This is a genomic window from Bacillus sp. AM 13(2015), from assembly GCF_001518755.1.
Lineage (GTDB): Bacteria > Bacillota > Bacilli > Bacillales > Bacillaceae > Bacillus > Bacillus safensis.
Genome location: NZ_LKCP01000094.1, coordinates 33,504 through 47,246 on the forward strand (window position 1 = coordinate 33,504; position 13,743 = coordinate 47,246).

The window sequence follows — 13,743 nt, forward strand, 5'->3', positions numbered from 1 at the left end:
ACGATAGATTCGTGCTGGCTGTTTTTTTGATGACAAATGTGTACAATATAGGGGAAAAGAAAAAATTTGATCGTAGATAAAGCCGATAGAATGGGCAGGTGCTATAATGAACGATTTAATACATAAGCTTCAGCATAAGGTCGCGGGATTAACAGAGGCACAAAGGAGAATTGCAGATTATATCGTGCACAATCCGATGGAGGTCGCGTTTTTAACCGTAGATAAATTGGCTTCAAAAGTTGGGACGAGTACAGCTACCATCATGAGATTCTCTGCTGCTTTAGGGTATTCCGGTTTCTCTGAGCTTCAAAAAGAGCTTCAATCAAACATGAAGCATAAAGCTGCCCCTCAAACGAGACTTGAAGCGAACCTCAAGCATTCAAATAAAAGTAAGCTTCTGCATAACCATGTAGAGCTGCAATTTCAAAATATCCAGTATGCTTTAGACAATATCACGGAAGAAAACTTTAAGCATATTGTTGAAAAAATAGCCAGCTCCCGCCAGGTTCTGTGTACAAGTGCCCGAAGTGGAAGACCTGTTGGCGAGTATCTGTCATTTGGAATCAATCGGCTATTGGGGAACTGTCAATATATTGATGCGGACAAAAGCGACTGGGTGGATGATCTCGTTCATTTTCAATCTGATGATTTCATTATAGCGGTCAGCTATCCTCGCTATGCAAAGCGTATAAAGGACTTGCTGGAGGCAGCGAAGTCATATGGGGTGGAAGTGCTTTTAATTACAGACAGCTACAGCTCTCCACTAACTAAGTATGCACAATATGTATTACCATGTTCCTCAGCAAGTGTGGGCTCTCATAACTCTGTCGTATCTGCTATCTTTATCGTAGATTATATTTTAAGTGCCTTAGCCATTAATGACCCTGAAAGGACAAAACCACGTTTAGATCAAATCAATCATATGTTAACGAAAATGAGTTATCACACAACACATTAGTCGTGTGGTGACTCATTTTTTTCATTTAATTTATATGAAAGCGCTTTACTAAATAAAATCGAGATGGTATGATCGTGTCACGAAAGTAATATATATTACTTTAATAAAGTTTAATGTAACGAATATAACTCAAAGGGGATGATGGAAACAATGAGTACTGTTCAATTCGTGTCAAATGATCTAATAGATCGGGCAAGAAAGCTTAACTCAACCTTGCTGTCAGACGTGATGGGATGCACCGGAGCGATGGATCATCAAATTAAACCTGTTGCAAGAGGCATGAATATAGTAGGGACTGCTTTTACCGTTAGCTTACGGCCAGGGGATAATTTATTTCTTCATCATGCGATCTACTCTGCTAAAGAAGGAGATGTACTGATTGTTGATGGAAAAGACCATAAAGGTCATGCATATTTAGGGGAATTGATGGCAGGTGTAGCAAAGGCTGTAGGAATAGAAGGAATCGTGATTGACGGGCTTGTTCGCGACAAACTCGCTTTAGAGGAGCTGGCTTTTCCAATATACAGTAAGGGGTTTATGCCAAACGGACCTTTTAAAGATGGTCCTGGGGAATTGAATCAAACCATCTCGTGCGGCGGTGTCAAAGTAGCACCAGGTGATTTAGTCATTGCTGACGATGATGGAGTCGTCATCGTTCCACAGGAGAAGGCGGAACACATGCTCACACTAGCGGAAGAGAAACAAGCGTATGAAAATCAGAGATTAAACACGATTCAACAATATATGGACGAAGGAAAGCAAGACACTAGTCTCTTAGCACCTGCATGGCTGGCAGGCAAATTGAAAAAATTTCAGGAATAGAATAGGGGAGAATCGGTGATGAAGATAGGCTTTATCGGTTATGGAGAAGCAGCATATGAGCTATCAACGGGATTGAAAACAGAAGGATTAGATCAATTTTATGCGTATGATGTACTGTTACAAAATGAGAAATTGGCTGGAGCGTTGAAAGAAAAAGCATCGCAGACAGGAGTTCAATTAACCAGCAGTATCAGCGAAGTCATTGAGAAATCTGATATTGTCATTGCAGCTGTGCCAGCGAATAAAACCTTAGAAGTGGCCCAATCTGTATCGGGAAGTTTGAAAGAGAATCGAGTATATGTAGATGTGTCAGCATCAACACCAGACATCAAAAAACAAGTGGCAAACGAAATTGAAAAGCAAAAAGCTCTATTCGTAGATGCTGCCATGCTAGGGCCTCTTCCAGTCAACAAACACAAGGTTCCGATCACGGCAAGCGGCAGCGGAACCGACCAATTCATGAAAGTAATGAATGCTTATGGCATGAATATCACAAAAATCAGTGACCAGCCAGGAGATGCTTCTGCCTTAAAGCTGATCAGAAGTGTTTATATGAAGGGGATCGTTGGTCTCATGATTGAATTTTTGGAAATTTCCAAAAAATATAATGTGGAACAACAAGTGATTTCTTCATTAAGCGATACAATGGATAGCAAAAGTTTTGAAGAGACCATGAACCGTCTTGTGACAGGGAGTGCATTACATGCAAAACGACGAGCGATCGAGCTTCTTGGCTCTATTGAAATGTTAGATGAAGCAGAGGTTGATGCCAGCATGTCTCGGGCAGCGCAACAGAAGCTAGAGAGATTAGCAGACTTTCAATTCGTTGAACGGTTTAATGGGAAAAAGCCGGACAGCTGGGAAGAAGTTATTGACGTGATGCAGCAGGGGTAATAAATTGTAAGCGTTTTATTTAACAAAGGGGAGGCGAAAAACGATATGGGTTTTATTGCGTTGATTGTATTCATAGCTGTCATTATTATATGGAATGTCGTCGTGAAACGGAATATGGGAGAAGCCATGCTATTAGGCTTTATTGCAACCACATTATTTGGCGGATTGGATGCATTAAGACTTTTCTGGGATGGATTAAAATTCGCATCCACATATGAGGTGCTCTATGCAGCTGTCGCATTTGTATTCATGGCTTATTTAATTGAAAAGCTGGAATTAATTCATGCACTCTTGCGAATCTTAAATTCGGTTGTAGGTAAACTTCCTGGTGGAGCGGCTTATATGAGTACGTTAGGCTCAGCAGTCTTAGGTGCTCTTTCAGGTTCAAATTCTGCAAACACAGCTGCCACTGGCTCTATCACGGCATCTTGGATGATTAAATCAGGCTGGAGCCGAACCCATACAGCGACCATTTTAGCAGGGAATGGCGGACTTGGAGCAGCACTGCCTCCGAACTCTTCCATGTTTATCATGCTGGGGTTTGCACCAATTGCAGCCCTTGTATCGGAGGGAGATTTATATATTGCGCTTCTCATAGGAGGACTATATCAAGTCGTATACCGATTTATTTTGGTGTATATTCTGGTGAAAAAGAATAAAATTCAGGCCATGCCGCCAGATGATATTCTTCCTTTTAGGGAAGCTGTGAAACAAGGGTGGAAGTCGATCTTTATTTTTTTCGGTGCCTTGATTCCTATCATTATCACAATAGGTCCGCTGGCAAACTACTTAAAAAGTAATCCAAACATTGGACCAGAGGCAATGGATCAAATTTCTTTAATTACGTGGATTCCGATTCTCATGATGTTGATTAGTTTAACGATCGGGAGAAAAAAGGCATCTGTACTAGATTGGTCTCAGTTTTTCAAGTCTGCTATTCCTAAGTTTACAACGATTGGTGCCTTGATGCTGTTTGCTGTTGCGGCAAGTCAGGTGCTTGCTGAATTAGGATTGGCAGAAGATTTGACGCAAATCACATCAGTACTTACCATTCCGAAGTGGCTTATGGTGCTCATTGTGGGAATTCTTGTCACGCTGGTGGCTGGGCCATTATCTTCAACAGCTACATTAACAGCTGTTGGACTTGTCTCGTTTTCAGCTTTAGTCTCAGTCGGAGTTGATCCAGTTGTGGCTGTTGTCGCCATTCTTGCTTTTTCATCGACAGAAGGCGCTTCCCCGCCGGCATCAGGATCGATTTTCATTGCTTCAGGTCTTGCAGGAGCCAAACCTGAGAAAACCTTTATACCACTGATTCTCTACTATATGCTGCCGATCGTGGGAATTGGCTGGCTCATCGGAATGGGATTACTTCCAGTATAGAAAGGAGAAACACATGAGAGCATTAATGGAATTATTATTTAAAGTGCTGCTTGTCCTGTTCTTAACGTCAGGAGCCCTGTTGGTATTCGGTCAAATACTAGGGATTGTCTTGCAAAAGGGAGATATGATTATTGCGAGTACGAATCTATTCAAAAACCCAACACTGGTGTTAAGTGCCTTTTTTAGTCTTGTTGGTTTCTCTCTCAATTATATTCCTGAAAAGAAAGACACCTCATTTAGCGATCATCCATCAGCATCAGCGAGTGATTCGCTCAAATAAGCAATAAACAGCTGGATTCAGAAAATGAATTCAGCTTTTTTGTGCGCGAGAAATAGGTATTAAAACCCAATACGTACGATTCATTTTTTGGTAAATTCACTTTCAATCATATGCCTCTTGTGCTAGTAAATGGTAACATAACGGAGGACTATTTAAGGGATAGAGGTGTTTGACGATATCTGGAGCAATCATCGGTTATAAAACAGCCTTGTATTCATTAAAGGCAGATATATCTATAAAAAAAGAACAAATCATCGAACTCAACATGTGCCGCAAAGAAATCAAAGAGGCAAAATCAACCCTGTCAGATGCCAGCAAGAAAATCACTCATCCAGATCTGACATCACATACATGGTTTGGCCATTTGGCAGACACGTTTGATGACATTCGAGACGAAATGGCTTCCGCCAGTCAAGAGATAAAAAGTGTACAGCTAACCAATTTATTAAATCGAATTGATGAGAAAATTAGTGATGTCACATCGGAGATTCATTCGTTAGAACATGAAATTCATTCGGTTGAAAGAAAAATAGAGAAAGAAAAGCAGAAACAACTGGAAGAAAAAAGAGGGTAGTCACATGACGAGAGAAATTAAAATAGATGCCAGTCAGGTCAAACGAGTATTACAGCATGCAAAACAATCAGGCACTCAAATGAATGCAGCCCTTCCAACAACCATCAAAGGAAAAAATCAGCTCCTGACGGCAGACTCATTAGAAAAGATCAATCAACAGCTGAACGAATTAAGTAATTCCTATATAGGCATCCTTCAGAAACAGCTTGTACAAACAGAACAAGCGGTGAACACCATGATTGAAACGGACAAGGCGCTTGCTTCTAGCAGTAAAAGAAAATAAAGGAGAACGCAATGAAAACCCTTGACGCCTTTGCGCTAATAAACGGAATAGATCAAACGCTGAATACGTTAAAGCAGCAGTCACAGCAAATCAGCTCCTTAGAAAAACAAATCCATCACATCATCTCACTCGATGGCGCACTAAAGGGAGAGGCAGGACAAGCCATCCGCGCCTTCTATACAGAATGCCATATTCCCTTCCTGCAATTCTTTCATGTCGTCATTGAGGAATATAGCGCTGCATTAAAAAACACAAAGCAGGCTCTTCATGCACTAGAATCAAACGAGCACGGCTTTATCTCACAAGCATTTATCGAAGATGATCTTGATCAAGGCTTAAAAAAAGCTGAACGTACGATTTCTGAAATCGTATCAGAGGTAAACCACGCCATCGGCAGAGTTGGTCATATTGTTCACTTGCCAAGTGTAGACGAATCAGCTTTTCAGCAAAACTATCAAAAGGCATGGCTTGAGACCTCAAGAACCATTGGTCTGCTTCATGCATTTGACAGGGAGCAGACAAGTGCTTTACATGAAACCAAAAGCTCCCTTCAAACAATGAAGCAATACATAGATACCTTAAGTACCATGTTCACCGGCCCAAAAATCGACATCACAAGCTATCAAAAGGGATCTATTTTCAAAGATGGAAAAAAAGAAAAAGTAAGCAGCACCATCAGTGGATTGAACGACAAAATAGACAACCCAAAAGACAATCCAATGATCATCATGCTGAAGAAACTAAAAGAGAAACAACAAGCGAATGTGGAGACGGTTGTTCGGGAAACGCCGTCTAGTAAAATCAATCAAACCACATTAACTTTAAATGGAAAAGTATACAACATAAATGAGTACAAAAAGATCAACTTCGAACATGCCAAAACGGTTGACGTCATGCGAGATGGAATGCTGTATCGGTTACGAATATCAGAAAAAAACAAAGTTACGATTGAGAGAGTTAAACCGATTTCTGATGTAAAAACAGGCGATAAACCCCAAAATATCTTAAATAAAGCGGTTGAATTTACAGGAATAAACGATGCAATTCGGGTTATTACAGCAAGAGATCCAATTACAGGTGATAAAGTCGCGGATATGGATCGTTTGGTATCAGGGGTGTACATGGTTCCAAGCACCAACATTGTTAAAGTGGGGAAATATGTTTTTAAGATTATTAAAGGGGAGAAAGCAGCTAAGAGGGTTGAGAAGAGTGCTAAAGGTGCGAGTAATGGGGCTAAAGATTTTGAAAAATCATTAGTGACATTGCCTCCAGCAGAGCGCGTCGCAGCTGTAAAAATAAAAGTAAAAGAAATTACTAAAAGTAATGGCTTAATAAAAGATTCTAAATTAAGTAAGATTAATAGTAGGGATGTATATAAAGACCCTAAAACTGGGGATTTATATTCAGTAGATACACAGCATGGTCGTTTTGAAAAAACAAATAACAAGGGGAAGCATCAAGGAGAGGTTGATTTTGATTTTAAACAAACTAAACCTGCTGATGCATCTGGTGGTCATAATTTAAAAATTAAGTAGAGAGGATGTAATAGAATGATTAAGAATGATTGGATATCTATTCAGGAAGTTGAGGATGATACTCAAATTTGGGCTGGAACCATAGTCAGAGTTTTTAAGGAGGGATTAAATAAGGACAACATAGAAGATAATTTCTATGATTACATCGTTTCTTTTATTTATGATAACAATGAATATTTACAATTAACCTGTCTTACTCAAGGGGAGGGTGGAAATATTGTTTCTGTATTGCAAACAGAACCAGATTCTAATTATTCATTAGGTAAGGAATTGAAAAGAATGATGGATGATGGTAAGAACTCTGTTTTTGTGAAATTTTCACCTAAATGTATCGTTAGATAAATCTCTAATAGGAGTTGGAAAGACCAGATTTTTAAGATAAATGAGCAGAATTGATAGAACAGTTGAGTTTACAGAGAGGTCGTTCATCTTTTTTTATCCAAGTTAGATGTATGATGGGATATCTCAATCACCGAAAACATCAGTAGCAATAGACTATACTCTTTCCATAGCTTCTATTATCCCACTTACGAAAATAGGGAAGGATGGGAATAAAAAGATTATTTTTTATGATTATGAGATGAATTTAATATTTTTCCTTTTGATAGATAAGGAGATTTTAGATGATTTTACTAGATGAGTGTATTGAGGCACTTGGTGAGGGTGCACGTGTTTTATATGATAATGATAGAGTACAAATATTAAGTAATTTGGATAAGTCCTTTCCATTTTCTGATTATAGTCAGATTGAATGGGAGAAAGTATCTGCTTATGCTGAAGTGGATACAATCGATGAAATACGATCCTTTTTAGATCAAAAACTGAATGAGTACAGTGATATTATTTATATAATTTGGGATGAAGGGACGTTACCAATTATTCAATCTACTTTAGATAAAGTATTTGAAGCTATAGATGATGTTACAGCTGTCAGTTTTGATACGTGGATTTTTTCACCATCTTCTGGATATGTTATTGAAATTTTTCATGATGGTGAGGTAAAAGTAGGATTAAAATAGCATAGATGCACCCTCAAAGAATTAATTTGAGTCTCTTTGAGGGTTTTGAAATGTTTCTGTGAAGGTCATTCTAAGTTTGATTGCTATATCTGGTTTTACTTTTTTCTTTGCTAATCAATCCGACCCACAGACACTCATCACTATTTGACTTACTACAAGCATTTTAACTTACCTGTGATGTATAAAAGGGTCATGAAAAAATCAGCTACTTAACATAGAGGAGGCTTTAAAATGCTCAATTTACCTCAAATCCCAAATTTGCACGTGAACAAACCAGCAAGTGACATACATATCAAAGAGGCAGAATCCCAGCTAAACATGGTGCTGCCCCATGCTTATATGGAATTGTTGAAACAGACAAATGGATGTTCTATTGGAGGCGATGTTCTACTATACGGAACTGAGGACATAATGGAACGCAATGCAACGTGGGAAGTCCATCATTATGCGAGCGGCTATGTAGCCATTGGCGATGATGGCGGCGGGCGAGTACTTCTCATGCGGCAGGCAGAAGAGGAGAAAAAAGTGTGGATCGTCGATGCTGGTGTGATGGACCCTCAGCATGCGGAATTGGTGGCTGAAGACTTGTTGAGCTGGGTAAATGAGGGCTGTTTCATAGAAGTTTAGTCTATTAAGGAGATGATCAATTTGCCGTGGAATACATTGATCGCTGCATGCCTCGTGGTTGGGGTTCCTGTCGTTTTAATTGCAGCTTTTTATTTCATCTCGAAAAGGAAGAATAAGAAAACAAAATCATCTAACTGAAACGCTCTGTGACGCCAAATGTTATGGAGCTTTTTTGCATTCTCCCTCCATTCCTCCCATGTTATAATAAACACAGTTTATGAACGAGAGGATATGCAGGACATGAAAAATGAACCTATTGAGTTATTGACACAGCCGACATGGCGTATCATCGATCAGTCGAGTCTCGGTCTCTATGTAGACCCGAAGCAATCCTTTGCGATGGATGATACGCTTTGCGCGTCGGTGGGGAAGGGTCTCTCACCAGCGACAGCCCGTTCTTGGGTGCATCACAATACGATTGTGCTTGGGATTCAGGATACAAGACTTCCATTTCTCCAAGATGGCGTAAAGCTGCTTGAGGAAGAGGGCTATCGCGTAATTGTGCGCAACTCAGGCGGTCTTGCTGTGGTACTGGATGAAGGCGTACTGAATGTGTCTTTAATCTTTGCTGAACAAAAGAAGGGCATTGATATTGACCGCGGGTATGATGCGATGGTGGAATTGATCCGCCGGATGCTGTCAATGTACGAGGTGGACATTGAAGCCTATGAAATTGTCGGCTCTTACTGTCCAGGCAGCTACGATTTGAGTATCAATGGAAAGAAATTTGCCGGCATTTCTCAGCGTAGATTACGCGGAGGGGTCGCTGTGCAAATCTATTTGTGTGCAGATGGAAGCGGGCGTGAACGTGCCGATTTGATCCGCCGTTTTTATGACGCCGCCTTAAAGCATAAACGGCAAGAAGTGAAGGCAGTATTTCCTGATATACAGCCGGATACGATGGCATCCTTATCAGAATTAATCGGTGAACCGATTGATTGTACGCTTCTCATGCGTTTATTACTAGAGGAGCTTCAAAAGCTCAGTGATCAGCTTACAGCGTCAGGATTGAACGCAGAAGAACAGCTGGAATTTGAGAAAAACATGACGCGGATGATTGAGAGGAATGAAAAGGTGTTTTCGTGAAGGAGAAGTAAATTTTTTAAATATATTTTAGATCGACAAAACAATCGAGTCATTTTGTCGATCTATCTCTATTATTTTAATTCAACTTTATAGCCAATATAAATGTTAGGATCAAAAGTGTATATTCCAGGTTGATTAAATGTTAATGCAGAGATTCGGAAAGCATACTTCTGTTTAACAGGATTCCATGATCCATTTGGATAATAAGCTGGGTAAACTTTGAAATTAGGGTACGTTGTGTTAATCCAGGTCATACTAGAATTTGGACGTATACTTCGTTTCAATGTATATAAACTTAATGAATTTCGACCGCTGTCAGGACCATCAGTTCTAACTTCTATTATGTAGCTATTATTCGGAATTGAACTGTCATTGGATAGGTCGAAATATTGTAGCGAGCTAGTTTTATTAAATGACGTAATCGAAGCTTGATTAAGCGTAATCCTTTTTTCCATAACCGAGGAGGCCGGAATAGGGTATAAAACAGGCATACCTACAGTAACATTTAATTCATAGGGAAATTGATTTTTTTTATCATCAGAAGGTTCAATGTAAATTAAATAATCTCCTACTGTATCCGTTGGGAATTCAACTTGAGCTGTTCCTTCTTCATTAATCGTGCTTCTTCCTATTCCTCTACTTTCTGAAATGATTTCACTATTAGGATTAGTAATTTTGACATCAAATGTTTTAGAAGAGCGCAGGGTTAGTTTTTCTGTCTTATTCATGCCAAGGGAGACTTTATACAATCGTCGATCCTCTGCATGTGTAATAATTGTCATAGCTTCATCTGGTGAATAAAAAGCATTACTTCTTTTTAATTCAATTGAATTACTTGGCTCATCTGCTGCTTGTGCGTTAAAGGAGATAGTACTTAAAAAAATAATGGTCACTAACCCAAATAATATTTTCCTCAATATTTAACAACTCCCTTTTAATTATTAATATGTATATCGGTATTCTTTATTATAAATTAACATTATTTCAAATAAATTCATTTTTAGTTTATTAGTTACAGATGATTAAAAAGGAGAAGTTGTGATGAAATCCCAAAAAATCAGTTACCTTTATTTACTATGACTTCCTGTCCTCATGGGAGCCGGCAAGGCCAATGCCGGTATTTATCTTTTTATGTTCGAAATTTTTGTTAAAGTGTGATGCTATTTATGGACACATTCACCTGCAAATTTAAAGCTGTTTTCGAAAAAAATTATTCGATATAATAGAAATATAAAAAAGAGAGAAGAAACGATGGGTAATCCAAAAATTTGAAATAGTCTAAGGAAAAAGTATTTAAAGATCCAGTACGCCGTTATTTTCATGCGAGACATATATAATATTGGATTTAATAGGATTTTAGCTCCTTCGATCAATTAAACAGCTAGGAGAAGAACTAGAAGACGCTTTACTAGGGTTAGGAAGTACATACAGAACCTTAGGGGAATATGAAAAGTCAAAACAGATATTCCTACATGCGATGGAAACTTATCCGGATAATAAAGCCATTCAAACGTTTTATGCCATGACTTTGTATAATTTGAAGGAACATAGCAAAGCGATGGAAATATTACTGAACTGTTTAACTGAAACGACAAAAGATCCTGCTATTTTAAGTTATCGAAAGGCGATTGATTTTTATTCAAATCAGTTAGATAGATTGTGGAAATGATTTATGTAGAAATGGAGGGGCAATGTAATGGAAGAATCCCCTCCTTTGTTATGAAATTTTATATATGTGATAGTCCTTTATGACATAAGAAAGAAGGAAAATGTATTGTCATTCATCACCACGTATTACCCGCTGTTTATGCTTTGTGTTTTGTCTTTGTTGTATGTGATGTATCGTATTCAGCCGATAGCCTCTGCGATTAAAAAAATCATCATTGTGCTCTGTGTGTTAACAAATGCTGCATATATTTGCTGGCGTCTCTTCTTTACACTGCCGCATGAAGGTACATTTAATATGATAATGGGCATCTTGCTTGTGGCCTGTGAATGTATTGGATTTTTACAGCTGCTTGTGTTTTATACACTTGTTTGGAAGCCTTCAAATCGGAAACAAGTCATGATCAGTGATCTTGAAAGGCTGCCAACAGTTGATATTTTCATAGCTACATATAATGAACCAATTGAAGTGCTAAGACGCACGGTTGCAGGTTGTTTGAATCTGTCTTATCCAAAAGGCAGCGTCCATATTTATTTATGTGATGATGGCAAGAGGGAGTCTGTAGAGCAGCTTGCTTCTGAGTTTGGTGTTCATTATCTGACTAGAACAGATAACAAGTTTGCTAAGGCGGGGAATTTAAACCATGCGATGTCTCAAACGAATGGGGAGTTGATTCTCACACTTGATGCTGATATGGTCCCGCTTCCTGCCTTTTTAGAAAAGACAGTGCCTTACTTTCATGATGGAGCGACTGCATTTGTTCAAGTTCCACAGGCGTTTTATAACGAAGATCCTTTCCAATATAATATGTTCTCGAAGGATCGAATTCCAAATGAGCAGGACTTCTTCATGCAAACCCTCCAAGCTGGTAAAGATCGATTCAATGCGGTCATGTATGTCGGGAGTAATACGGTATTTAGAAGAACAGCATTAGAGGAAATTGGCGGATTTGCTACTGGAGTGATTACAGAAGACATGGCGACAGGAATGCTTCTCCAAGGGAAGTTCAAATCTGTGTCTGTCGGAGAGGTATTAGCTGTCGGTCTGGCACCTGAAAGCTGGCTTGATCTGTTAAAGCAGCGAGACCGCTGGTCGAGAGGGAACATTCAGTGCGCCCGTAAGTTTAATCCATTGAAGGTTCGCGGCTTAACGCTTATGCAGCGCGTTCTTTATTTAGATGGCATTGTGTATTGGTTTAACGGTTTGTTTAAAATGATTTACATTCTTACACCGATATTGTTTTTATTATTTGGTATTCAAAGTTTCTGGGCAGATTTTCAGTCCATTTTCATGTTTTGGCTGCCGGCGTTCTTTAGTTCGTACTTAGCGTTTAAACTGGTGTCGAATCAAAAAAGAAGTATGTTTTGGAGTCATATTTACGAAAGCTCTATGGCATTCCACCTGGCTGGTGTGGCTTTAAGTGAGCTGTTTTTGAAGAAGAGGGTTGAATTTCTTGTCACACCGAAGGGAATTCAAACGGACAAGAGACATTTTCATTTGAAAACGATGATTCCTCATTTGATCTTCTTGCTCCTCTCATTGCTAGTCCTTGTGAAAATAGGATACGATATGAAGGTAAATGGGACGATGAATGCTGATCTCACGTTGATTAATATTTTTTGGGTACTTTATAACGGTGCAGGGCTGTTCATGGCACTTATTGTGGCGTTTGATCGTCCGCGTTATCGAAAATCAGAGCGGTTTGTCATTGAAAAAGAGGGGCATCTTCGTTCCGATCATCAAGATGAGTCGATTGCTTGTTTTCTACTAGATATGAGTGATTCAGGTGCGCGTCTATCCATTCCATTGGATCAAGCTTCTTCTCTAAATCAAGGACAAATGCAATTATTCTTTTCAGAGAATGAAAGTGTGGCATGTGATGTGGTCTGGAGTCATCCGGAGGGAGACAAGCTGATGGTTGGTGTGGCTTTTACTGACACAGAAAAATCACAGTACCTATCACTGATCCGCTTCTTATTCACACGAGAGCACGTATCGATAACGGATCGTGAGAAAAAATCCTATGCTGTTCGGACATTTCTCCGCTTTGTAAGAGAAACGGAGAAAGTACCAAAGGCTATTCGGCGCAAATGGATGAGAAGACCATTGCAAGGTGTGGCAGGCACGCTAGTCTATGAGGACCGGTTAGAAGAGAAGGTGCTGGTGAACATACATGATATTAGTTTATCTGGGTGTAAAATCGAGTCTGAAGCTTCAATTGAATTACATGACAAAGTGCTAATCACCATTGATACAGAATCTCTGACAGAGCAGCCGGCGATTGTGGTTTGGACATCACAAAAACGCGGCCGCACAATAGCCGGACTCAAGTTTGTTCAGCCTGAAATCAAGCAGATAGAAGAAAGAGAGGGAGTGGTTTCTTGAAATCCAAAAATGGCGGTTACCTCTATTTACTATGGCTTCCTGTCATCATGGGAGCCGGCTACGGCATTTCGCTTTTAGTGCCATTTCTTCAGCCTGTACTGACACTTGGCATCGCAGGTCTTTATATTTTTATGTTTGGTGATTTTCAAGTAAGGCAGGTCAGGTATATTTTTATGTTCGTGTTTTTGATCAATGTCCTTTTTAGTGTGATGCTATTTTTGGGCATTTAAAAAA

General features: G+C 39.3%; 15 protein-coding genes and 1 pseudogene. 15 read left to right on the top strand and 1 reads right to left on the bottom strand.

The window, feature by feature from the left end:
* The first annotated feature begins 106 nt into the window (after positions 1 to 106).
* The 12 genes from AOQ70_RS18455 to AOQ70_RS18515 all read left to right on the top strand — a co-directional run bounded on the left by AOQ70_RS18455 (position 107) and on the right by AOQ70_RS18515 (position 9,458).
* The gene (locus AOQ70_RS18455) at positions 107 to 958 is read left to right on the top strand and encodes a MurR/RpiR family transcriptional regulator (protein WP_059377912.1); all 852 of its coding nucleotides are present in this window, start codon (positions 107 to 109) and stop codon (positions 956 to 958) included.
* A 150-nt stretch (positions 959 to 1,108) separates the two neighbouring features.
* Positions 1,109 to 1,780, top strand: a complete 672-nt coding sequence (locus AOQ70_RS18460; protein ID WP_082700881.1) for an RraA family protein — start codon at positions 1,109 to 1,111, stop codon at positions 1,778 to 1,780.
* An 18-nt stretch (positions 1,781 to 1,798) separates the two neighbouring features.
* On the top strand, positions 1,799 to 2,674 hold the full coding sequence (locus tag AOQ70_RS18465) for an NAD(P)-dependent oxidoreductase (protein WP_059377914.1): 876 nt from the start codon (positions 1,799 to 1,801) through the stop codon (positions 2,672 to 2,674).
* 45 nt (positions 2,675 to 2,719) lie between these two features.
* Positions 2,720 to 4,054 carry a TRAP transporter large permease subunit gene (locus AOQ70_RS18470; RefSeq protein ID WP_059377915.1) on the top strand — a complete coding sequence of 445 codons (1,335 nt, stop codon included), beginning with the start codon at positions 2,720 to 2,722 and terminating at the stop codon, positions 4,052 to 4,054.
* A gap of 13 nt (positions 4,055 to 4,067) precedes the next feature.
* Entirely contained in the window at positions 4,068 to 4,334 is a 267-nt protein-coding gene (locus AOQ70_RS18475) for a hypothetical protein (RefSeq protein WP_041087759.1), read from the top strand.
* A 175-nt stretch (positions 4,335 to 4,509) separates the two neighbouring features.
* Positions 4,510 to 4,908: a YwqH-like family protein gene (locus AOQ70_RS18480; RefSeq protein ID WP_059377960.1), complete on the top strand. Its 399-nt coding sequence runs from the start codon at positions 4,510 to 4,512 to the stop codon at positions 4,906 to 4,908.
* 4 nt (positions 4,909 to 4,912) lie between these two features.
* Positions 4,913 to 5,191 (top strand): YwqI/YxiC family protein, encoded by a 279-nt coding sequence (locus AOQ70_RS18485; protein WP_059377918.1) that lies wholly within the window; start codon positions 4,913 to 4,915, stop codon positions 5,189 to 5,191.
* A gap of 11 nt (positions 5,192 to 5,202) precedes the next feature.
* Positions 5,203 to 6,726 (top strand): T7SS effector LXG polymorphic toxin, encoded by a 1,524-nt coding sequence (locus AOQ70_RS18490; protein ID WP_059377920.1) that lies wholly within the window; start codon positions 5,203 to 5,205, stop codon positions 6,724 to 6,726.
* 15 nt (positions 6,727 to 6,741) lie between these two features.
* The gene (locus AOQ70_RS18495) at positions 6,742 to 7,068 is read left to right on the top strand and encodes a glycoside hydrolase family protein (RefSeq protein ID WP_059377922.1); all 327 of its coding nucleotides are present in this window, start codon (positions 6,742 to 6,744) and stop codon (positions 7,066 to 7,068) included.
* Positions 7,069 to 7,349: 281 nt separating this feature from the next.
* Positions 7,350 to 7,745 (top strand): CDI toxin immunity protein, encoded by a 396-nt coding sequence (locus AOQ70_RS18505; protein WP_059377927.1) that lies wholly within the window; start codon positions 7,350 to 7,352, stop codon positions 7,743 to 7,745.
* 231 nt (positions 7,746 to 7,976) lie between these two features.
* A complete protein-coding gene (locus AOQ70_RS18510; protein ID WP_059377929.1) occupies positions 7,977 to 8,372 on the top strand; it encodes an SMI1/KNR4 family protein in 396 nt (131 codons plus the stop codon).
* A gap of 240 nt (positions 8,373 to 8,612) precedes the next feature.
* Positions 8,613 to 9,458, top strand: a complete 846-nt coding sequence (locus AOQ70_RS18515; protein ID WP_059377932.1) for a lipoate--protein ligase family protein — start codon at positions 8,613 to 8,615, stop codon at positions 9,456 to 9,458.
* Between the two features lie 71 nt (positions 9,459 to 9,529).
* Here the strand turns inward: AOQ70_RS18515 and AOQ70_RS18520 are convergent, their stop codons facing one another.
* On the bottom strand, positions 9,530 to 10,375 hold the full coding sequence (locus tag AOQ70_RS18520) for a hypothetical protein (protein WP_059377935.1): 846 nt from the start codon (positions 10,373 to 10,375) through the stop codon (positions 9,530 to 9,532).
* 470 nt (positions 10,376 to 10,845) lie between these two features.
* Between AOQ70_RS18520 and AOQ70_RS18525 the strand changes: the two are divergent.
* The 3 genes and pseudogenes from AOQ70_RS18525 to AOQ70_RS18535 form a co-directional block, all read left to right on the top strand.
* Positions 10,846 to 11,127, top strand: a pseudogene (locus tag AOQ70_RS18525) (tetratricopeptide repeat protein); the annotation flags it as partial.
* A 105-nt stretch (positions 11,128 to 11,232) separates the two neighbouring features.
* Positions 11,233 to 13,509 carry a glycosyltransferase gene (locus AOQ70_RS18530; protein ID WP_058838520.1) on the top strand — a complete coding sequence of 759 codons (2,277 nt, stop codon included), beginning with the start codon at positions 11,233 to 11,235 and terminating at the stop codon, positions 13,507 to 13,509.
* Positions 13,506 to 13,739, top strand: a complete 234-nt coding sequence (locus AOQ70_RS18535) for a DUF5970 family protein (protein ID WP_024426379.1) — start codon at positions 13,506 to 13,508, stop codon at positions 13,737 to 13,739. The genes AOQ70_RS18530 and AOQ70_RS18535 overlap by 4 nt, the downstream gene beginning before the upstream one ends.
* Positions 13,740 to 13,743: the final 4 nt, after the last annotated feature.

Coding starts and splice junctions, on each gene's coding strand:
- AOQ70_RS18455 (WP_059377912.1), top strand. CDS start 107: ATGAACGATTTAATACATAAGCTTCAGCATAAGGTCGCGGGATTAACA.
- AOQ70_RS18460 (WP_082700881.1), top strand. CDS start 1,109: ATGAGTACTGTTCAATTCGTGTCAAATGATCTAATAGATCGGGCAAGA.
- AOQ70_RS18465 (WP_059377914.1), top strand. CDS start 1,799: ATGAAGATAGGCTTTATCGGTTATGGAGAAGCAGCATATGAGCTATCA.
- AOQ70_RS18470 (WP_059377915.1), top strand. CDS start 2,720: ATGGGTTTTATTGCGTTGATTGTATTCATAGCTGTCATTATTATATGG.
- AOQ70_RS18475 (WP_041087759.1), top strand. CDS start 4,068: ATGAGAGCATTAATGGAATTATTATTTAAAGTGCTGCTTGTCCTGTTC.
- AOQ70_RS18485 (WP_059377918.1), top strand. CDS start 4,913: ATGACGAGAGAAATTAAAATAGATGCCAGTCAGGTCAAACGAGTATTA.
- AOQ70_RS18490 (WP_059377920.1), top strand. CDS start 5,203: ATGAAAACCCTTGACGCCTTTGCGCTAATAAACGGAATAGATCAAACG.
- AOQ70_RS18495 (WP_059377922.1), top strand. CDS start 6,742: ATGATTAAGAATGATTGGATATCTATTCAGGAAGTTGAGGATGATACT.
- AOQ70_RS18505 (WP_059377927.1), top strand. CDS start 7,350: ATGATTTTACTAGATGAGTGTATTGAGGCACTTGGTGAGGGTGCACGT.
- AOQ70_RS18510 (WP_059377929.1), top strand. CDS start 7,977: ATGCTCAATTTACCTCAAATCCCAAATTTGCACGTGAACAAACCAGCA.
- AOQ70_RS18515 (WP_059377932.1), top strand. CDS start 8,613: ATGAAAAATGAACCTATTGAGTTATTGACACAGCCGACATGGCGTATC.